Source organism: Pseudoalteromonas sp. 2CM37A (assembly GCF_023161885.1).
GTDB lineage: Bacteria > Pseudomonadota > Gammaproteobacteria > Enterobacterales > Alteromonadaceae > Pseudoalteromonas > Pseudoalteromonas atlantica.
This window is the reverse complement of the sequence record NZ_JALNTJ010000018.1, coordinates 1-19,944: the sequence shown is the minus strand read 5'-3', so window position 1 is coordinate 19,944 and position 19,944 is coordinate 1. Positions and strand designations below refer to the sequence as shown.

At 41.8% G+C, this 19,944-nt stretch carries 18 protein-coding genes; 15 read left to right on the top strand and 3 right to left on the bottom strand.

Going from position 1 to position 19,944, the window contains the following annotated elements:
- Window positions 1-275 precede the first annotated feature (275 nt).
- The 5 genes from MTF68_RS19455 (at window position 276) to MTF68_RS19435 (ending at window position 6,363) form a co-directional block, all read left to right on the top strand.
- Complete coding sequence (locus MTF68_RS19455; protein WP_029773351.1) at window positions 276-962, top strand: tRNA-uridine aminocarboxypropyltransferase; 687 nt, start codon at window positions 276-278, stop codon at window positions 960-962.
- Between the two features lie 775 nt (window positions 963-1,737).
- Window positions 1,738-2,742, top strand: coding sequence for a Fe(3+) ABC transporter substrate-binding protein (locus MTF68_RS19450; RefSeq protein ID WP_248463394.1), 1,005 nt, complete (start codon window positions 1,738-1,740; stop codon window positions 2,740-2,742).
- A complete protein-coding gene (locus MTF68_RS19445; protein ID WP_248463393.1) occupies window positions 2,742-4,373 on the top strand; it encodes an iron ABC transporter permease in 1,632 nt (543 codons plus the stop codon). Before MTF68_RS19450 ends, MTF68_RS19445 begins: the two co-directional genes overlap by 1 nt.
- Entirely contained in the window at window positions 4,374-5,420 is a 1,047-nt protein-coding gene (locus MTF68_RS19440) for an ABC transporter ATP-binding protein (RefSeq protein WP_248463392.1), read from the top strand.
- A gap of 43 nt (window positions 5,421-5,463) precedes the next feature.
- Complete coding sequence (locus MTF68_RS19435) at window positions 5,464-6,363, top strand: Dyp-type peroxidase (protein ID WP_004587917.1); 900 nt, start codon at window positions 5,464-5,466, stop codon at window positions 6,361-6,363.
- Here MTF68_RS19435 and argR read toward each other — a convergent pair.
- Entirely contained in the window at window positions 6,360-6,827 is a 468-nt protein-coding gene (gene argR / locus MTF68_RS19430; protein ID WP_004587918.1) for a transcriptional regulator ArgR, read from the bottom strand. The genes MTF68_RS19435 and argR overlap by 4 nt on opposite strands.
- 225 nt (window positions 6,828-7,052) lie before the next feature.
- On the opposite strand from argR, the gene mdh reads away from it, so the two are divergent.
- Window positions 7,053-7,985, top strand: coding sequence for a malate dehydrogenase (gene mdh, locus MTF68_RS19425; RefSeq protein ID WP_248463391.1), 933 nt, complete (start codon window positions 7,053-7,055; stop codon window positions 7,983-7,985).
- Window positions 7,986-8,079: 94 nt separating this feature from the next.
- Here mdh and ispB read toward each other — a convergent pair whose 3' ends face one another.
- Window positions 8,080-9,051: an octaprenyl diphosphate synthase gene (ispB, locus tag MTF68_RS19420; protein ID WP_054982281.1), complete on the bottom strand. Its 972-nt coding sequence runs from the start codon at window positions 9,049-9,051 to the stop codon at window positions 8,080-8,082.
- Window positions 9,052-9,472: 421 nt separating this feature from the next.
- Between ispB and rplU the strand changes: the two genes are divergently transcribed.
- The 7 genes from rplU (at window position 9,473) to MTF68_RS19385 (ending at window position 15,160) form a co-directional block, all read left to right on the top strand.
- Window positions 9,473-9,784, top strand: coding sequence for a 50S ribosomal protein L21 (gene rplU, locus MTF68_RS19415; RefSeq protein ID WP_004587921.1), 312 nt, complete (start codon window positions 9,473-9,475; stop codon window positions 9,782-9,784).
- Window positions 9,785-9,800: 16 nt separating this feature from the next.
- Window positions 9,801-10,058 carry a 50S ribosomal protein L27 gene (gene rpmA, locus MTF68_RS19410; RefSeq protein WP_004587922.1) on the top strand — a complete coding sequence of 86 codons (258 nt, stop codon included), beginning with the start codon at window positions 9,801-9,803 and terminating at the stop codon, window positions 10,056-10,058.
- A 136-nt stretch (window positions 10,059-10,194) separates the two neighbouring features.
- Window positions 10,195-11,346: an Obg family GTPase CgtA gene (gene cgtA / locus MTF68_RS19405; RefSeq protein WP_004587923.1), complete on the top strand. Its 1,152-nt coding sequence runs from the start codon at window positions 10,195-10,197 to the stop codon at window positions 11,344-11,346.
- A gap of 72 nt (window positions 11,347-11,418) precedes the next feature.
- Window positions 11,419-11,910 carry a type 3 dihydrofolate reductase gene (folA, locus tag MTF68_RS19400; protein ID WP_248463390.1) on the top strand — a complete coding sequence of 164 codons (492 nt, stop codon included), beginning with the start codon at window positions 11,419-11,421 and terminating at the stop codon, window positions 11,908-11,910.
- A 78-nt stretch (window positions 11,911-11,988) separates the two neighbouring features.
- On the top strand, window positions 11,989-12,366 hold the full coding sequence (locus MTF68_RS19395; protein WP_004587925.1) for a DUF3718 domain-containing protein: 378 nt from the start codon (window positions 11,989-11,991) through the stop codon (window positions 12,364-12,366).
- 324 nt (window positions 12,367-12,690) lie between these two features.
- On the top strand, window positions 12,691-14,616 hold the full coding sequence (locus MTF68_RS19390; protein WP_248463389.1) for a methyl-accepting chemotaxis protein: 1,926 nt from the start codon (window positions 12,691-12,693) through the stop codon (window positions 14,614-14,616).
- Window positions 14,617-14,686: 70 nt separating this feature from the next.
- The gene (locus MTF68_RS19385; RefSeq protein ID WP_029773342.1) at window positions 14,687-15,160 is read left to right on the top strand and encodes a peroxiredoxin; all 474 of its coding nucleotides are present in this window, start codon (window positions 14,687-14,689) and stop codon (window positions 15,158-15,160) included.
- A 45-nt stretch (window positions 15,161-15,205) separates the two neighbouring features.
- On the opposite strand, the gene MTF68_RS19380 is transcribed toward MTF68_RS19385, so the two are convergent.
- A complete protein-coding gene (locus MTF68_RS19380) occupies window positions 15,206-17,332 on the bottom strand; it encodes a S8 family peptidase (protein ID WP_248463388.1) in 2,127 nt (708 codons plus the stop codon).
- 329 nt (window positions 17,333-17,661) lie between these two features.
- Here MTF68_RS19380 and MTF68_RS19375 point away from each other — a divergent pair, with 329 nt between their 5' ends.
- Both MTF68_RS19375 and drt3a read left to right on the top strand, forming a co-directional pair.
- Window positions 17,662-18,846, top strand: a complete 1,185-nt coding sequence (locus tag MTF68_RS19375) for an NAD(P)/FAD-dependent oxidoreductase (RefSeq protein WP_248463386.1) — start codon at window positions 17,662-17,664, stop codon at window positions 18,844-18,846.
- A gap of 185 nt (window positions 18,847-19,031) precedes the next feature.
- Window positions 19,032-19,889, top strand: a complete 858-nt coding sequence (gene drt3a, locus MTF68_RS19370) for an antiviral reverse transcriptase Drt3a (RefSeq protein ID WP_248463384.1) — start codon at window positions 19,032-19,034, stop codon at window positions 19,887-19,889.
- Window positions 19,890-19,944: the final 55 nt, after the last annotated feature.

Below are 19,944 nucleotides of genomic sequence, written 5' to 3'. Positions count from 1 at the left end.
CTGATAGCTGATAGCTGATAGCTGATAGCTGATAGCTGATAGCTGATAGCTGATAGCTGATAGCTGATAGCTGATAGCTGATAGCTGATAGCTGATAGCTGATAGCTGATAGCTGATAGCTGATAGCTGATAGCTGATAGCTGATAGCTGATAGCTGATAGCTGATAGCTGATAGCTGATAGCTGATAGCTGATAGCTGATAGCTGATAGCTGATATCTATTCCCTTTTATTTTAGCTACAATACGCGCCGAACAAATTTTAGGTAATAGCCCCCTTGAAAAATCCCCAACATAACTCAGTATTAGTTTTGCGTGCTCAGCAAATCAGCGAATCGCGCCGCGAATTTAATGCCCGTGGCGGCAAAATGGATCGCTGTGAGCAGTGTTTAATTGCTAAGCATTACTGTATATGTGAGGGGGTAGAACAAGCGCAGTGCGATGCTGGCGTGTGTTTATTAATGTATCATAATGAAAGCTTTAAACCGTCAAACACAGGGCGTTTAATTGCTGAAATAGTCCCTGACAACTATGCATTTAGATGGGACAGAACAGAGCCAAGCGCTGAGCTATTAGCTTTATTAAACAACGCTGATTATCAACCTATGGTGATATTTCCAGCTGAAGATGTAGAGCCGGGCAGGGCAACCACCGAAGTAAACATTGAGCCTGGCAAAAAGCCATTATTTATATTTTTAGATGGCACCTGGCGCGAAGCTAAAAAAATGATCCGCAAAAGCCCGTACCTAGATAACCTACCGGTGTTGTCGATCACCGCTGATAAACTATCAGATTACCGTTTACGCGTTGCACCTCACGCATACCAGTTAGGCACTGCTGAAGTAGGCATTATGGTGTTAGCGCTCGCAGGTGAGCAAGATGCCGCCTTAAAGCTTGAACAGCACTTTATAAAATTTCGTGATGCGTACTTACTTGGTAAGCGAAATAAGGGCAGGCCACAGTAACTTAATTTTAGGCAAAGAAAAGCGCGCTCTATCTCTAGGCGCGCTTGCGGAATCTTCTAATTTTGCATCCTGCAATTGAACTTAATCAACTCCAATTTTTACTTATCCATGTGATTACGATATTACTTTTTAGTTCTATGTAATTTAGGCTATCCGGGCCTATCTCCTTTAAATCCCTGTACATCCTGTAGTGGTAAAAACTATTACCTATTCCTTTTGGCACATCCTAGTGCAGTCCATTAATTTACAATTCCATTGTGTTGCCTCAAGGGCCTGTCCATTTAATTCCTATCACATCCTGTTAAACAACTATCCGCTGTTGTTATCCTTGCTGTATCGTCCTGATACGTTCCTTTGTGCAACAATCCATTGCGATACTCATCCTGAGCCTGTCCTAATTTCCGTGTTGTCCGTAGTAACCTAATCATTGGTTGTTCGAGTAAGCAGTCCATTTCCTTTTACTCGATAAGCATCACTGCTTGGTTGATGTAGTAATTGTAGCGTGCTGGTGCAACTAAAATAGGTTAAAACGGCTATGGATTTACTTATAAAAAATGAGTATTTATAAAAAATTAAATAAAAACAAGTGTTTAGGTTGGTTTTTCTGGGTTGTTATAGGTTTTTTTACTCATTAGCTGTCAGCTCTGTAAGAGATGTCTTACGCGGTATTTCCCTTTTGGTCATTAATTACTTATTTACATTTATGTAAAGAGTGTATATTTTCACTTATCACGATAAAATCCCCTGTAAATAATTACTATTTAGGTAAATTGATATGAGAACTGCACTGGCTATACTTACTTGTATTATTAGCGCTTCGCCTGCGTTTGCGAGCGATGTTGTTAATATTTACTCTTTTCGTCAACCGTTTTTAATTCAACCTATTTTAACTGACTTCACTAAGCAAACAGGCATTAAAACGAATGTGGTTTTTGCAAAAAAAGGGTTAATAGAGCGTGTTAAGCGTGAAGGAAAACACAGTAAAGCCGATTTAGTATTAACATCTAATTTTAGTGCGCTTATTCAGCTAGAAGATCTCAATTTAACGCAAAGTATTAAAAGTGATCGCATTAAAAGCAATATTCCTGCGTCGTATAGAGATAGCGACGGGCAGTGGGTGGCATTAACTAAGCGGGTTCGTAATGTGTATTCATCAAAAGAGCGCCTAGGTGCATTACCTGAACTCACCTACGAAGATTTGGCTAACCCACAGTATAAAGGACAAATTTGTACACGCTCTGGCAAGCATCCTTATAACCTTGGCTTAGTTGCTTCGATGATTGCTCATCACGGCGAGGAAAAAACTAAAACATGGTTAGAAGGTGTTAAAGCTAATTTAGCACGTAAGCCACAAGGTAACGATCGCGCACAAGTAAAAGCGGTAAAAGAAGGTTTGTGTAATCTTGCTTTAGGTAATAGTTACTACCTTGGCAAAATGCTTCAAGACGACGAGCAAAAAGCGTGGGCTGAGTCTGTTTATATTAATTTTCCTAATCAGCAAAATCGCGGCTCACACATAAATGTTTCGGGTGCTGTCATTACTAAATATGCAAAAAATCCTGATAATGCCCTTAAGCTTATTGAGTTTATGAGCGAAACCAAAGCACAAAATATGTATGCCTCTGTAAATATGGAGTACCCGGTTAAGCAAGGTGTTGAGCTATCAAGTTTAGTGGCCTCTTGGGGGAGCTTTAAAGAAGATGGCCTAGCACTTGATGAGATCAGTAAATATCGTCCGTTAGCCCTTAAGCTAATAGATGAGGTGAAGTTCGACCTTTAATGAATTTTATATTTAAGCTGTCTAAATGGCAGCTCTTTGCTTGGTCGACAGGGCTTTTATTGTCGGCCCCGCTGTTTTTTCTGATATATGAATCTTTACAAGGCGACTCAGAGGTATTTTCTCATCTGTGGGATACCGTGCTGTGGGATTATATTACTAATACTGTGCTGCTTATTTTTGGCGTATGCCTGCTTAGCTGTGCAATTGCGCTACCGCTTGGTTGGCTCAGTGCGTATTGCTCCTTCCCCGGCAAAAAGCAATTTGAATGGGCGCTTATGCTGCCCCTTGCAATGCCTACCTATTTAATAGCCTATGTGTATACCGATTTGCTAGATTACGCAGGCCCTGTGCAAATAGCCCTAAGAGAGTGGTTTGATTGGCACTCGCCAACGGATTATTGGTTTTTTGATATTCGCACTTTGCCCGGCGCTATTGTAATGATTGCACTTGTGCTGTATCCGTATTTATTTTTAATTTTTAAAACCGCATTGCGAGAGCAGTCATTTAAGTTAGTGCAAGCTAGTCAATTAATGGGTTTATCGCCTTGGCAAAGCTTTTTTAAGGTAAGTATAGTGCTTTCTCGTGGCTCAATTGTGGCAGCCCTTGCGCTCATAAGCATGGAAACCATGGCCGACTATGCAACGGTAAGTTACTTTGCAGTGAGCACCTTAACCACCGCGGTGTACGATACATGGTTTGGTTATTACTCACTCACGGCTGCAGCGAAAATATCGGGCGTTATGTTGTTACTACTGTTTTTAGCTTTAATGGCCGAGCGCTTTAGTCGGCGTAACCAAGCCGTGTTTGAGCGTCAATCAGGTGTTAATAGCGAGTCGTTATACAAACTTGAAGGTAAACAAGCATGGCTGGCTACGTCATTTTGCAGTGTTATTTTGCTCATTGCTTTTATTATACCTATGTTGGTATTGCTAAATTATGCAATAACTTACTTTGATAAAGCGTGGAACACGGCATTTTTTAGTTACGCGTGGCAAAGTTTACAAGTAGCTATTATTGTAAGCGTAGCCAGTATAATACTCGCTACACTAATCGTTTTTTATCAGCGTGTGGCAAAGCAGAGCTATTCTTTAATACCTGGTCGCTTAGCGAGCACCGGCTATGCACTGCCAGGTACGGTACTGGCTATTGCTGTGTTATTACCGCTTAGCGCATTAGAAAACTCAATAAATATAGCCCTTGAGAGCTACAACCTAGATATAGGTTTATTACTAACCGGTAGCATTATCACTATTATAGTGGCTTACTTAGTGCGCTTTTATGCCATTGCGCACGGTGCTATAGAATCGAGCTTTGTACGTATTAGTCCATCACTGGATATGGCTAGCCAATCTATGGGTAAAAGCCAAGGGCAAACACTGCGCTTAGTGCACCTTCCTTTATTACGTCGAGGTCTTTTAACAGCTGCATTGCTTGTATTTATTGAGTGTATGAAAGAGCTGCCAGCTGCATTACTATTAAGGCCTTTTGACTTTGAAAGTTTAGCCACACATGTATTTCAATATGTGAGCGATGAGCAGCTTGAGCTTGCTTCTATTTCCGCTTTATTTATTGTTTTGGTTGGGTTGATCCCCTTGTATTTTATTAATCGTTCTATGGAGCAACGCAGTTAAATGAGCCGTTTAAATTTACAAGGTGTGGATTATCACTACAGTGGCACGCACGTGCTACACAATTTAGATTTAACGGTGGGTCAAGACGAAATTGTGTGTTTGCTCGGAGCCAGCGGCTGCGGTAAAACAACCACCTTAAAAGCAATTGCTGGCCTTATTGAAATAAATGAAGGTAGTGTATTTATAGATGGCAAATGTGTAAGCGACAAGCATACATTTGTATCACCAGAGCATCGTAATATAGGGATGATGTTTCAAGATTATGCCCTGTTTCCGCACCTCAGTGTGGCCGATAATATTGCGTTTGGGCTGGGTAAAGTAAGCAAAGTGCAAAAACAGCAACGGGTAGAGGAAATGCTAGAGCTGGTGCATTTAACGGGGTGTGCAAAACGCTACCCTCATCAGCTCTCGGGCGGCCAGCAGCAACGCGTGGCTATTGCGCGGGCTTTGGCTTATAAGCCTAGTTTATTGCTTCTTGATGAGCCTTTTTCGAACATAGATACACAAGTACGCTTTGAGTTAATTGCTGATATTAGGCGCATTATTAAGGCGCAGCAGGTTTCTGCGGTATTTGTTAGCCACTCAAAAGAAGAAGCCTTTGCGTTTTCAGACACGCTAGCCATTATGCACCAAGGAAAAATAGCCCAACAAGGTACACCAGAGCAGCTTTTTGCCGTGCCAAAGACAAAGGAGGTTGCAGAGTTTCTGGGTCAGGGCATATACTTAGGCGCAGAAGTGTTAACGGCAACTGAATACACAACGCCTTTTGGTGTCGTGCAATCGCAGCATGAGCATACGCACAGTGCAATAAAAGGGCAGGTGTATATTCGTCCACACCATATTGAGCTTGCGCAAAATACGCAGGCCGATAACCCTCAAGGTGTGAGCATTTTAAGCCGTCGGTTTATAGGCTCGGCTTATGTTTACACTGTTGTAATTGCAGAGCAAGAGATTGAAGTTGCCGCACAATATGGCCAGTCATTTGAAATAAATGAGCAGGTTATAATAAAAATAAAACCTCACACGGTGAATTTTTTCGAATCATAACAAATGTGTTATTCGCTGTGTTTTATAAAGCTAAGGAATAACAATGGCGCAAGCGCAATCTGGGATTTGTGCTGAAGCAAACTTACACGGTTTGCATTTATTTTTTAATGTATTTGATGGTCAAGACGAGTCATTGCGCGCAAAGCTTAAGCGCGTAAGCGCAATTGAAGAAGAGTTTAGTGATCAGTTCTCCGAAGCCATGCTCTCTTGCATGGTGGCTATAGGCGCGCAATATTGGCCGCATATACTACCTGAATATATCCCAAGCGAGCTGCAAAGCTTTCCTAATATAAATCACAGTGATTTTGTTATGCGCGTACAGCCATGTGATTTATTCATACAAATTCGCTCAGACCGAGAAGATGTTAATCACCTTTTTGCATTGCAAATATTAAAGTTGTTTTCGCCCGATGTAGAGCTGGTTGAACAAATTCGCAATTTTAGGTTTTTAGATGGGCGAGACTTTAACGGCTTTATTTATGCAGGCGACACCCCACATGGACGCCAAAAACGAATCACGGCACTGGTTAATAACCCCGACAGCTTTGAACACCAAGGCAGCTATATTCATGTACAGCGTTATAAGCATGACCTGAGCGTATGGCAGCATTTATCACTAAGCGAGCAAGAACACATTATGGGGCGCACACGTTTAGATAACACCTTAATTGAGCCAAAGGTAGATACTAGCCACGCGACTAGAAGTGAGCTAAAAGATGAGAGCGGCCAAGCAATACTGCTTAACCAAAGCATGCCGTATGGCGATGTTTACGAGCAAGGCATGCTAAGTATTACATGCTCTGCATCGGGAAGTGCGTTTGAAAAGGTACTTAACAGCCGCATAGGAAAAGGGGAGTGTTACGACCACTGGCTTGATTTTACTCAAGCCGATATGGGCTCAGCGTTTTTTGCGCCGTCAGTTAGTTTTTTAAAACAGCTTTAAACCGTATCAAATAAAATGCGTACGCGCTCTAGTGTAATGTCTATTTCAGATATTTTTGCTGGCGCAATAAAAATAGTGTCATCTCCGGCAATTGTGCCCAATACACCATCCGCTTTGCCTAGTGAGTCTAATAAGCGGGCAATTAACTGCGCAGCGCCTGGGCTGGTGGTTATAATAATCATCATTTCGTTATGCATAATATCAATAACAAGCTGACGTAGTGGGCTTTTAGCAGTCGGTACGCCCATTTCTGCGGGTAGGCAATAAACCATTTCTTGTTTAGCATTACGGGTACGCACAGCGCCAAACTTGCTAAGCATGCGCGACACCTTACTTTGGCTTATATTGTCAAAGCCTTGCTCTTTTAATGCTTCGACTATTTCGCCTTGCGAGCCAAAGTTCTCTTCTTTTAAAAGTGCTTTAAACGCTTTTACCAGCGCTTCTTGTTTGTCTTGTGGTTGCATAGTCTTTATTCATTTTTGTTATTTATAATGCAAATTCTACACAAAAATGAATAATTATGCAGCAGTTGTTTAGTTAACTTGCCAGTTTGCTGCGATAAACCAACAAAGTTTACAACTATGGTCGAAAATATACCTGAAATAAGCAGGATAAATTTGTTTTTAGTCGCTAATTTCATTATCTTAAGAGCCACAAATATTTCCTACCTCAAATTACGGAGAATTCCAATGAAAGTTGCTGTATTAGGTGCTGCAGGCGGTATCGGTCAAGCGTTGTCTTTATTATTAAAAACAGGCTTACCAGCTGGTTCTGAATTATCACTTTACGATGTTGCACCAGTTGTACCAGGTGTTGCGGTTGACCTATCTCACATCCCTACAGATGTTAAAGTAGCAGGTTTTGGCGCAGACGATTTAAATAAAGCGCTTGAAGGGTGTGATATCGTACTTATCCCAGCGGGTATGCCACGTAAACCAGGTATGGATCGTGCGGATTTATTTAACGTAAACGCAGGTATCATCAAAACATTAGCAGAAGGCATTGTCGCTAGCTGTCCTAAAGCGTTAGTGGGTGTTATCACTAACCCAGTAAACGGCACTGTGCCAATTGTTGCTGAAGTATTCAAAAAAGCAGGTACTTACGACGCTAAGCGCGTATTCGGTATCACTACGCTTGACGTAATTCGTTCAGAAGCATTTGTTGCTGAGCTTAAAGGCGTAGACGTAGCAACCGTTAAAGTACCAGTAATTGGTGGCCACTCTGGCACAACTATTCTTCCTCTACTTTCTCAAGTTGAAGGCGTGAACTTCACTGAAGAAGAAGTAGCTACACTTACTCCACGCATCCAAAATGCAGGTACTGAAGTAGTAAATGCTAAAGCGGGCGGTGGTTCAGCTACATTATCTATGGGTGCTGCAGCAGCACGTTTTTGTATGTCTTTAGTTAAAGGCCTACAAGGTGAAGACGTAGTAGATTACGCATACGTTGCTGTTGAAAATGGCGATGCAGAGTACTTTGCTCACCCAGTACGTTTAGGCACAAACGGCGTAGAAGAAATTCTTTCTTACGGCGAGCTAAGCGCATTTGAAGAAAAAGCTAAAAACGACATGCTTGAAACTCTGAAAAAAGACATCAAAGAAGGTGTTGATTTTATGGCGTAATAGCCAAGTTATGCACAAAAAAGCCTGCTTATGCAGGCTTTTTTATTGCTCGAAAATTATGGCCCTTAAATACTAATTAAGGGAGGCTGCAAAGTTAGTGATCTCGCTCTACAGCTATACGCGCTAAGCTGATTAACGCTTGCTTGTACTGCGACTCTGCTAAAAAGTCTAAACAGGCAATGGCCTTGTCTGCTTCTTGCTGCGCCTTTTGCATTGTAAATTCAAGTGCGTTGGTTTGTTTAAGTGCCGTTAAAATAGCCTCAAGGTTATCCATACCATTGCAATGCTCAATGGCATCGCGAATAAGGGCTCTTTGCTGATCACTGCCGTGCTTCATCGCATATATTAGCGGTAAGGTTGGCTTACCTTCTGCTAAATCATCACCAATATTTTTACCTAATTGGTCAGCGTCCGCGTTGTAATCAAGCACGTCATCAACTAACTGAAAAGCAGTACCTAAGTGCATACCATATAAATTAAGCGCATCTAACACACTGTTATCTTGCTCGGTAATAATAGCTGCAAGCCCTGTAGCAGCTTCAAATAATTTAGCTGTTTTAGAGTAAATAACCTGCATGTAACTTGCTTCGGTGGTATTAGGGTCGTTGCAATTCATAAGTTGCAATACTTCGCCCTCAGCAATCACGTTGGTGGCATCAGCAAGCACTTGCATAATTTGCATTTTGCCCAGCCCCACCATAAGTTGAAACGAGCGGGTGTAAATAAAATCCCCAACCAGCACGCTGGCAGCATTACCAAACTCGGCATTTGCAGTCGGTGTACCACGGCGCAGGTTAGATTCATCAACAACATCATCATGTAATAGTGTTGCAGTATGAATAAATTCAACAATCGTTGCCAAAGTAATGTGATCTTTACCTTGGTAACCCAAAGCTCTTGCTGCCAATATTGCCAGCATCGGGCGTACGCGTTTGCCGCCGCTGTTAACGATATACAAACCAAGTTGATTGACTAACGCCACATCTGAGCGCATTTGCGCGTGTATAAGTTGATTGACGTCATTCATATCGCTTTCGATTAACGCCTGGATAGCTTTTATATCCATTGATCTCCGAGCCAATTTTTATGTGTGAACGGCGCCGATTGTACAACAAAAAAAGCACTAGCTCGATATTTTGTGACGATTCATTAAAAAAACCGAGTTAAAAACCTTAATTAGGGCTTAATTAGGGTATTTAATTGTATATTTCACACTCAAAGGGCGACTATTTATTGCGCAGTCAATGGGTTCTGGAGTAGGCATAGCGACACGTAAATTTATTTTGTCTTTGCACTAAAAAGCGCTTGGCAACAGGGCAATTTAATATAAAATGGGGGAAATATTGAATTGCTCTCAATGCAGCTACTTTTTATTCATTTTAATTACAAAATAGGCTTGCTAGTTTTTATGCATTAGCGTAAACTTCGCGCCCTATCGAAGAATATTTTAGTTGCGTCGATTTGAGGGCGCACAGACGGAGTTAATTATGTACGCGGTTTTCCAAAGTGGTGGTAAACAGCATCGTGTGACTGAAGGTCAAACGATTCGTCTTGAAAAATTAGACGTTGAAACTGGTGCAGCAGTTGAATTTGATTCAGTACTTTTAGTTGCTGATGGTGAGAAAATCGAGATCGGTGTACCGTTCGTAAACGGTGGTAAAGTAACAGCTGAGGTTGTTTCACATGGTCGCGGTGAGAAGATTAAGGTTGTTAAATTTAGACGCCGTAAGCATTCTCGTAAGCAAATGGGCCATCGTCAATGGTTCACTGAAGTTAAAATCACTGGCATTAGCGCTTAATTAGAGGTACTTAGAAATGGCACATAAAAAAGCAGCTGGTAGTACTCGTAACGGTCGCGATTCAGAAAGCAAACGCCTAGGTGTTAAGCGTTTTGGTGGCGAATCAGTTCTAGCGGGTAGCATCATTGTTCGTCAACGTGGTACTCGTTTCCACGCTGGCGCAAACGTAGGTATCGGTAAAGACCACACTATCTTCGCAAAAGCAGATGGTAAAGTTCAATTTGAACAAAAAGGTCCTTTAAACCGTAAATACGTAACTATCGTAGCTGAGTAATCAGTAAGGTAGTAAAAAACCCCGCCTTTGCGGGGTTTTTTGTTTTCAGAAACGTCAAATATATACCCAAGCCTGCATTTAGGTTGGCTTGGGTATATAATAGTTAAATTAAAGCCAATCCCTAAAGTGAGTAATCATGAAGTTTGTAGATGAAGTAGAAATTCGCGCAGAAGCTGGTGACGGCGGCAGCGGTGTCGTGTCTTTCCGTCGAGAAAAATATGTACCAGACGGTGGCCCGGACGGCGGTGACGGTGGAGACGGTGGTAGTGTTTATCTACAAGCTGATGAAAACTTAAATACCCTAATTGATTACCAGTTTGAGCGTTTTCACCGTGCAGAGCGTGGTACTAATGGTCAAAGCCGTAACTGTACAGGTAAAAAGGGCGAAGACTTGGTAGTAAAAGTACCTGTTGGTACACGTATTACCGACGTTGACACTCAAGAGGCGTTAGGCGATTTAACGCAGCATGGTCAAAAAATTGTGGTTGCAAAAGGTGGTTTCCATGGCTTGGGGAATGCACGTTTTAAATCAAGTACTAACCGTGCTCCACGTCAAAAAACGTTAGGTACTCCAGGCGAAGTTCGTAACCTTAAATTAGAGCTTATGCTACTTGCCGATGTAGGCCTATTAGGGTTGCCAAATGCAGGTAAATCAACGTTTATTCGCAGTGTATCGGCAGCAAAGCCAAAAGTAGCTGATTACCCGTTTACCACGCTAATTCCTAATTTAGGGGTGGTGCGCCCAGAGGCAAACAAATCGTTTGTAATAGCCGATATTCCCGGCTTAATTGAAGGTGCCTCAGACGGTGCTGGCCTAGGTATTCGCTTTTTGAAGCATTTAGAGCGTTGTCGTGTATTGTTACACGTGATTGATGTTATGCCTGTTGATGGTTCAAACCCTGTTGATAATGCATTTGCCATTATTAACGAGTTACACCAATACAGCCCTAAGCTTGCTGAAAAGCCACGCTGGTTAGTGTTTAATAAAATAGACTTATTACCAGAAGATGAAGCGCAAGCTTTGTGTGAGCAAATTGCGCAAGAGCTAGGTGAAGAAGAAAACGTTTACCGTATTTCAGCAGTCAATAAGCTTAATACTCAGCCATTAATTCACGATATTATGGCATTACTTGATAGTATGCCTAAAGAGAAGTTCGTTGAGATTGAAGACGAAGAAGTTGAGTTCAAGTGGGATACCTACCATCAAAAAGCAACCAAAGGCGATGATGATGATTGGGACGACTGGGATGAAGACGACTACGATGTAGAAGTGGTCTACGAGCGTTAATAAAAAACATATTTTGAAAAGGAGCATAAGCTCCTTTTTTATTTTTTAAGAATAAAGTACTAGGTATTTGATGTGATAATTTCAATGATCGCCGCAATGGCAAATAACCGTGTAATTGGTCTTGATAATAAAATGCCGTGGCATTTACCCGCCGATCTACAGCATTTCAAAAAGGTAACAACAGGCAAACCTGTCGTTATGGGGCGTAAAACATTTGAATCGATAGGTCGTCCTTTACCTGGGCGTCGCAACATAATTATTACCCGTAATAGCCAGTATAGTGCTCAAGGTATTGAGACGGTCTCTACTACAGAGGCTGCACTAGAGCTGGTTAAAGCCGAAGAAGAGGTGATGATAATTGGCGGTGGTAATATTTATCAGCAGTTTTTACCAAGTGCCGATCGTTTATATTTAACCTTTATAGATTTAGAGGTTGAAGGGGATACGCAGTTTCCAGATTACCAAGCGGTAGCAACGTGGAAAAACGTCGACGAACAGGCAAATAAACCCGATGAAAAGAATCCATATAGTTATAAATTCGTAACCTTATATAAAAAAGATTAACATTATTGCGAAACTTACAGTAGGTTGGTACAATATTAGACAATTAATATAGGTAAAAAGTACCATAAAGGGTGTTCCATGTTTAAATTGTCAAAGCTAATTGTTATTACAGCCGTTGCTGCTGGGTCGTTAATGTATACCGTGCCTGCTAAAGCCAATGATCAATTAGCAGTATCTATTTGTGAATATATCGCAGCTGATGATAAAAACCGTTTACGTAGTAAACTAAAAAGCTCACGTGTAAAAATTCGCAATATTTACGATGCTATTCAATGTAATGGTAATAATTTACTTCGCCATGCTGTAGTTAGTAACGCTGTTGACTCGGGCGAGTACATAGTTAAAAACTTATCAAAAAGCGCACTGTCTGATGGCGCTGATATAGCATGGGCCGAAGGCAATGGCCACGGTGGCTCACCGTTAATTGCTGTAATTAAAGACCGTGCAGGCCTTTAATTAACACAATAAAATAAAAACCGCGCTGGTCGCGGTTTTTTTGTGCCTGGCGTTAGCTAATACGCAGCGCTTTAGTAATGGTGATAGCTGTATTAAGCCTATTTTAATTTGCACACCCAAGTGATGAAACTCTCACCTTGTAATTAACCTGCGTTTCGTATCTTTAATAGCATATAAATTAAGTCGGTTGGTTTAATAAAGGCGCTGTATTCGCTAAGCCTTTACTCGTATATTTGGGGCAAATATACGTGTTTTCCCTGAGTTACATAAAATTGTCATAAATAGTTAATAGTCTACGCGCTTAAACAATAGGGGTTGTTATTTATGCGCGTATCATCTTTTACTCGGCTGTTAGCCATACTGTTAACATTGGCAAGTATTTTATTAGCCATCACACTATTTTGGGCAAGCCAAACTTTACTTAAGCTTGAGCAACAAGACAGCGCATACAGTAAATTAAAAAACACAATTTTAGTGGATTTAGCCGGTGACTTAGGCAGTTATCTAGAACAAGGTGATAGCCAATACTTAAATCAATCATCAGCCCTAATTGAACAAGTAAAAACACAGCAACTCGCAGTACTCCCCTCGGTACTTGCCGAGCAATTAAATGATCAGCTCAGCACGTTAGATACCGATATTAAAGGTAAGTACAGAGCGCTGGGTAAATTGTCGGGCAACGAAACGGCGTTACTTGATAATGCAATTCGCCAAATGGCCGGCTCAGCCTCGTCACTGATTGGTTATGCAAAAAAATCCCCTAATCAAAATAGCGATGCGCAAGCTTATTACACACTTGGCGCTGATTACTATAATGAGGTGACCAACCTTGCCTTATTTACTTATCAACTAATCGTAAGTTACGACAGCAATACTGAACAAAGTTTGCAGCAAAGTATTGCTAATTTAAATGCGTTAGCAGCCAAAATAGAGCAACTCCCTAATTTAGGTGTTATGAGCGAAGTTGACGAAGATGCCTTATTTTTTGACGAAGAAGCTGAAGATTTGGCCGATGAAATAAAATCTGAAATTACCAGCTGGCCTAACCGCTACCCCCGTGATTTAGCCAGTACATTAGCGCAAGCCCAGCAACGTGAAGCGGGCACCAATGAATTGCGTGAGCAAATTAGCTTGCTCTCTAAAACCGTTATCAATGCAGAGCAGCAACTAAAACACGCACAAGGGGCGCTTAAAGAAAACGTATTTTGGGTATTTTGCTTTGCTATTGGCGCTTTGGTGATGCTAGCCGCGGGTGTTTATATTGTGCAGCGTAACCAAGTGCTCAACCCATTAAGGCAACTCAGAGACGGGTTTGCCTTTTTAATTGAAAGTAACGAGCTGAAAAACATTGAAAGTAAGAACCCAAAAACAGAGGTTGGCGAAATAGCCAGTTACTTTAATTTATTAATTGAGCGACAGCGCAAAGAGGCACAAGAGCGTGCCCAAATGCTAAAAGTGGTAAATGATTTTATGCAGCAAATGAGTGAGCATTTGCAAACTATTAGTCAAAAAGCGTCTACAAGTCATGGGCAAGTGGAGCAAAACCAACATTTGCTTGCTGATATTCAACAAATTGGCGAGCAGGTAAATAATATTAATGCCCAAGTGGCTGATAACGCCCAACACACTTTTAATGCAATGGAGCAAAGTTTAGGCTTTGCACAAAGCATGCTAAGTGCCAGCTCAGATATGCAAACACGGGTTGAGCAAAGTATGCAAAACCTACAAGAGCTGCTCGCGGGGGTTGAAGGCGTTGGGCAAATTATTGAAGTGATCCGCAATATTGCCGATCAAACAAACTTATTAGCGTTAAATGCAGCAATTGAATCAGCACGTGCTGGCGAGCATGGCCGAGGCTTTGCTGTTGTAGCTGATGAAGTACGCCAGCTTGCCCGCCAAACTCAAGGCTCATTGAGCGATATTAATGAGCAGCTCACACTACTGAGCGAAAAGTCGGGCACAGTATCTACACAAATTGCGGCCTTAGCAGATGGCGCGCAGTCGCAAACACAAAACGCGCAAGAGCTAAAAGTAAACTCAGAGGGCGTGGCCGATAACGCTCAGCAAGCCAACAAAGTGGCCTTTGAGGCCATGGAGCTGGCTAAACAGCAAAGTAATTTGCTAGATAACTTTAGCCAGTCAATGCAAAGTATGAAAGGCCAAGTAAGCGAATCAAGCTTACTTGTTGACGATATTCATAGCCAGTTACAACAGCAAATGCAAACCATAAAAGTAAACCTTGGTTTGTAAATACCTGCTAACACAAAGGTAATTAGCGTTATACTGTAGGCTCATTAATCAAATGCTTTAAGGATTTATCATGATTGAACAAGGTCAAACGTTACCCGCAGTTACATTAACGCAGCTAACAGACGAAGGCATGCAAACTCACACTAACGCTGAGCTTTTTAATGGTAAAAAGGTTGTGCTTTTTGCTGTACCGGGTGCATTTACGCCTACCTGTTCAAATGCGCATTTACCTGAATTTATAACCCTTAGTGATAAAATTAAAGCAAAAGGTATTGCGGCAATTTACTGTGTATCGGTTAACGATGCTTTTGTAATGAAAGCATGGGGAGAATCTCAAAATGCCCAACAAATCGATATGTTAGCAGATGGCGATGGCAGTTTTACTAAAGCATTAGGGCTTGATAAAGACACCGGCAGTTTTGGTGGAACACGCTCTACTCGCTATGCAATGGTAGTCGACGATAATGTAGTAACAGGACTGTTTGTTGAAAAAGACAAAGAGTTTTCAGTAAGCCGTGCTGAGTCTGTGTTAGAAAAACTATAATCGCATTATTAAAGCCCTAAGTGCATGCACTTAGGGCCTTTTTAATTATGGCTGGTATTGGCCACTTAATGTTAAACCCGAAAAGGTTCTGTAAGCGTTAACGCTTAAATGCCACGTACCCGCTTGCGGATTGCTAAACGTACATGTTTCTGCGTTGCCGTTTTTATAAGGACGACAATCGTAGCTAGATGCGGTAGGTTGGCTGCCAAACTTAACAAATAAGTCAGCATCACCTGTACCACCTGAGGTGGTGACTGTAAATGTGCTCATTCCTGCTGGCACATCTAAGGTATAGTGCTTCCAGTTACCTGTTGTAGCCGTTACATCGCTCACCGTGCCGCCACCGGCTTCTGGTGTAGTTGAACCGCCACCTGTAGAACCACCTGTAATATTACCCACTAAACTAACGCCAGAATAAGCCGAGTAGCCACGAAGCATTACATGGTATGTACCAGCGGTTGGGTTATCAATAGAACACTCTTCGCTATTACCGCCTTTGTACGGACGACAATCGTAGCTTGAGGTAGTTGGTTGGCTGCCTGCGCGTACGTATAAATCTGCATCGCCGCTACCGCCACTCATTGTGAATGTAACATTCGTTGCGCCACTTGGTACTGTCATCGTGTAATACGCTTGTGAACTTGCAGCGCCGCTTAAGCCTGTTTTGGCTTCGCCATCTGTCAGTTCGCTATCGCCACCGGTAGGAGGTGGTGTACCGCCACTTGCTGCGGCTACAGCGGCTGCTGCATCTACAATACCTGTACCACAACTTGTACACGTTGCTGGGAATGAGCGGGTGGTCGATTTTAAAATACTTTCTATTTCATCTGGAGTAGCATTTGGTTTAGCCTGCTTTATCAGGGCTGCAACACCGGCAACATGAGGCGCCGCCATTGATGTACCTTGAGAGAACGCATAGTTATCGCTTGAAGGTGTAGACGAGCCTGAATTATAGGTTGATAAAACGCCTTCAGAGTCGTTTGCAAAGCTTTGTGCGCCGCCCGGCGCTGCAACATCAATATTGCTACCATAGTTTGAATAATATGCTCGTCCGCCGTTACGTCCAACAGAGGCAACATTAACAACGCCACTACAGTTACCTGGGTTATAGTTTGCTGAGTTATCGTTATCATTACCGGCAGCAATAACCACGACTGCACCGTTGCTGCGTGCCGTGTTAATTGCGTTTTGTGTGGTAGAGCTACACGAGCCGCTGCCACCTAAGCTCATGTTAATTACATCAGCAGGGTTTGAGTTGGCAGGAATGCCCGATACACTTCCGCCAGATGCCCAAATAATGCCATCAGCAATGTCTGACGTTAAACCACCACACTTACCAAGAACACGCACAGGCACAACTTTAGCGCCATAAGCCACACCGGCAACACCTTCACCGTTATTAGTAACAGCCGCAACCGTACCTGCTACGTGCGTACCGTGCCAGCTTGAGCCTTGTGCGCCGTTATTTCCACATTCGCCAGCAGCTACAGCATCGCCCGGATCGCGTGCGTCACTGTCGCGACCGCCGCCATCGTTTGCTACCGATAGGTTAGAGATCATATCGTAACCCGGTAAAATGTTAGCATTTAAATCAACATGAGGGCGGTAGCCAGTATCAAGTACCGCAACCACTACGCCACTGCCTGTTGCAGTATCCCATGCGGTTGGTAAGTTTAGGCCTCCCGCTTGCTCGTAGTAGTGCCATTGGTCGCCGTAACGAGGGTCGTTAGGCGTTGCAAATGGTTTTAACATTTGATCCACTTCAATGTATTCAACATTGCCAGAATCAACCATTTCTTGCATAAATTCTTGTGCTTCTGCAGCGCTCAGTTTTTTATCTGCGCGCATAACGTGGTGGTTATTAAGCGCCATTGCACGGATGTACTTCGCCTTTACTTTACCTTTTTTAGAAGCGAAATTTTTTACAAAGCGTTGAGCACGCTTTTTCATATTTGCAGGGCTTGCGTCAGCAGACGAGGTGCTTAGCATATCGTTCGCGCTATTTTTGTACTTAATAATAAACTGAGTTTCAAAACCCGATTGGCTTTGTAGTTTGGCTGTGGTTTCTGCCATAGAGGTAGACACATCTTGGGCAACACTTGCAGATGCTGCAAATACCGTACTAATAGTGAGCGCGATAGCGCAACGCTTAAATGATTTACTTGTTGTCATAATTATCCCTAGTTGTTATTAGTTAGTTCGTAATATTAAATTACGAAACAGAAACAAAGGTAAATGATCTGTTAATTTCTTTAAAATAATAATTGCTTATGTACCTATTTCTTTTAGTTATAACCTAGGTGTACGGTGCCTTTGTCGTTGTTTAGTATTTATCATATAAAACAAAAATAAGTATAAAGGGTTGTTATTTTTACACTGTTTAGAAAAGCCCATAACTAGCCTTGGTTACATTTGTTGCTATAAACTTAATAATAAATTCTATTCAGAGTGTTTAAACAAACTTTGCTATAATCGGGCAAATTTTTGAGTAGGGCGAAGTAATGAATCAAGTAGATGTAATTGTGATTGGCGCCGGTGCAGCCGGATTAATGGGTGCAGCACAGGCAGGTTATCGCGGGCGTAGCGTTACAGTGCTTGATATGGGCAAAAAGCCTGGTCGAAAAATTTTAATAAGTGGTGGTGGGCGTTGTAATTTTACCAATGAAAATGCCAGTCCAGAAAACTACTTATGCAGTAACCCTCACTTTGTTAAGTCGTGCTTAAGCCGCTATACCCAACACGATTTTATTGAGCTGGTGGATCGCCACGGCTTGGCATACCATCATAAAACCTTAGGCCAGCTGTTTTGCGATAACAGCGCGCAAGATATAGTCGATATACTACTTACCGAATGCGAGTGGGCTGGTGTTAATATTAAATTGCGCAGCGAAGTGTTAAATGTGGCTAAAACCGACATTGGCTACCGTGTTACCACTGAGCAAGAAACACTTACTTGTGAATCGCTAGTTATCGCATCGGGCGGTTTAACAATGCCCAAGCTTGGCGCCACTCCTATAGGCTATAAAATTGCAGAGCAGTTTGGCTTAAACGTACTACCTACCATGGCGGCGCTTGTGCCATTTACTTTGCATCAACACGATAAAGAACGCTTTGAAGGGCTTTCAGGAATTAGTATACCGTGCGAAGTGTCTAGCGAAGACGGCACTGTATTTAAAGAGAATATTTTGTTTACTCACCGAGGTTTATCGGGGCCTGCGATATTGCAAATAAGCTCATTTTGGCGAGCAGGGCAGGCAGTAAGCATAAACTTGCTCCCTGATCTCGATTTAAAACAGCAGCTGGCTGATTGGCGAGAAACACAAGCCCAAAAATCATTAAAAAACAGCCTTGCGACTATTTTACCCAAACGCTTTATAGACATACTGCACGACAGCAAAGCTATTCCAGATTGTAATATTAATCAGCTTACCCATGCTCAAATAGATGAGTTAGCAAGCTATATTCACGCATGGCAAATAAAACCTAATGGCACAGAGGGCTATCGTACCGCCGAGGTAACTTTGGGCGGCGTTGATACCGATGAGCTGAGCTCTAAAACCTTTGAAGCTAAAAAAGCCAAAGGCTTATATTTTATAGGCGAAGTAACCGATGTAACGGGTTGGCTTGGGGGTTACAACTTCCAGTATGCGTGGAGCTGTGGGTTTGCATGTGGGCAATATGCATAAGTATGATTTGGGCTAATTAAAACGAAGACAATTGAAATTGCATCGAAGACAATCTATCTAAGGTTTTTTGTGGTGAAATTGCAACGAGTTTAGTATGTTGTGCATAACAATTTTAAGAGTGTGAAGCTCTGATAAATATTTTGGTTCAGGAAAATTACGCTTTATATGCGGGATAAGGAGGTCGTGTGAATGAAAAAGCATATGTTGCAGGAAACTTAAGAAAGGCTGTTAGATATAGAAACCTCATCAAAATAGATGATTTTAAAGACCATACAACCCTCGAATCTATAGCAACATTGTCAGCTTCAGATATTAAATCTAACGCCATTTGGAACGGTGCTATTAGTAATTTAAAAGTCAAGGGAAAAGACGCGTGGACAATTAGTAAACCCAAGGCTTTGCTGGCTCACAATTTGTTAGTTAGTAACATTCAGAGAAACTACAGCACTAGATGTAACGACAGGAAGTTTACGATACAACTTCTGCTTTCTCACCTTAAAGATTCATACAACTATTCGGTTCATCGATTAGATATTAAGTCATTTTATGAATCATTCGACAGAAGAGAAATATTAAGAAAACTCAAGTCCGACTCAACTCTAAGCACTAAGTCACTTAAAGTTCTAGAATCACTTTTCGAAGAGCTTAATGTGATAGGTGCAAAAGGTTTACCAAGGGGGCTTGGTATAAGCTCTACACTATCGGAGCTTATGATGTATAACTTCGATAGCAATATCAGTTCATTGAAAGAAGTTCTTCTTTACGCAAGATTCGTAGATGACATTATTGTCATCTCTACGCCAGCTTTAAACAAAAGTATGATGGCTCAAAAGCTAATTGAGTCTGGATTGCCACATGTTTTGGAGTTTCATAATACGGGTGATAAAGTATTTTTTTCACAAGTAGAGAAAGCTCCGAACAAAAAAGGCAAGCTAACTTCATTTGACTTTCTTGGTTATGAGTTTCATATAGAAAGAAGCGAAACTACTGTAGGTAAGAATATTGAGTTTAAAAGGCGAAATGGACTTCCCATAGTTTGCTAGACACCCAATGAGTTACATTGTAACTTCTAATTAGAGGTGTTTTATGAGCAAAGGC

What these genes read in the sequence shown, in the direction of transcription:
- MTF68_RS19450 (WP_248463394.1), top strand. Translation starts at nt 1,738, where the DNA reads ATGAGAACTGCACTGGCTATACTTACTTGTATTATTAGCGCTTCGCCT.
- MTF68_RS19445 (WP_248463393.1), top strand. Translation starts at nt 2,742, where the DNA reads ATGAATTTTATATTTAAGCTGTCTAAATGGCAGCTCTTTGCTTGGTCG.
- MTF68_RS19440 (WP_248463392.1), top strand. Translation starts at nt 4,374, where the DNA reads ATGAGCCGTTTAAATTTACAAGGTGTGGATTATCACTACAGTGGCACG.
- MTF68_RS19435 (WP_004587917.1), top strand. Translation starts at nt 5,464, where the DNA reads ATGGCGCAAGCGCAATCTGGGATTTGTGCTGAAGCAAACTTACACGGT.
- argR (WP_004587918.1), bottom strand. Translation starts at nt 6,827, where the DNA reads ATGCAACCACAAGACAAACAAGAAGCGCTGGTAAAAGCGTTTAAAGCA.
- mdh (WP_248463391.1), top strand. Translation starts at nt 7,053, where the DNA reads ATGAAAGTTGCTGTATTAGGTGCTGCAGGCGGTATCGGTCAAGCGTTG.
- ispB (WP_054982281.1), bottom strand. Translation starts at nt 9,051, where the DNA reads ATGGATATAAAAGCTATCCAGGCGTTAATCGAAAGCGATATGAATGAC.
- rplU (WP_004587921.1), top strand. Translation starts at nt 9,473, where the DNA reads ATGTACGCGGTTTTCCAAAGTGGTGGTAAACAGCATCGTGTGACTGAA.
- rpmA (WP_004587922.1), top strand. Translation starts at nt 9,801, where the DNA reads ATGGCACATAAAAAAGCAGCTGGTAGTACTCGTAACGGTCGCGATTCA.
- cgtA (WP_004587923.1), top strand. Translation starts at nt 10,195, where the DNA reads ATGAAGTTTGTAGATGAAGTAGAAATTCGCGCAGAAGCTGGTGACGGC.
- MTF68_RS19395 (WP_004587925.1), top strand. Translation starts at nt 11,989, where the DNA reads ATGTTTAAATTGTCAAAGCTAATTGTTATTACAGCCGTTGCTGCTGGG.
- MTF68_RS19390 (WP_248463389.1), top strand. Translation starts at nt 12,691, where the DNA reads ATGCGCGTATCATCTTTTACTCGGCTGTTAGCCATACTGTTAACATTG.
- MTF68_RS19385 (WP_029773342.1), top strand. Translation starts at nt 14,687, where the DNA reads ATGATTGAACAAGGTCAAACGTTACCCGCAGTTACATTAACGCAGCTA.
- MTF68_RS19380 (WP_248463388.1), bottom strand. Translation starts at nt 17,332, where the DNA reads ATGACAACAAGTAAATCATTTAAGCGTTGCGCTATCGCGCTCACTATT.
- MTF68_RS19375 (WP_248463386.1), top strand. Translation starts at nt 17,662, where the DNA reads ATGAATCAAGTAGATGTAATTGTGATTGGCGCCGGTGCAGCCGGATTA.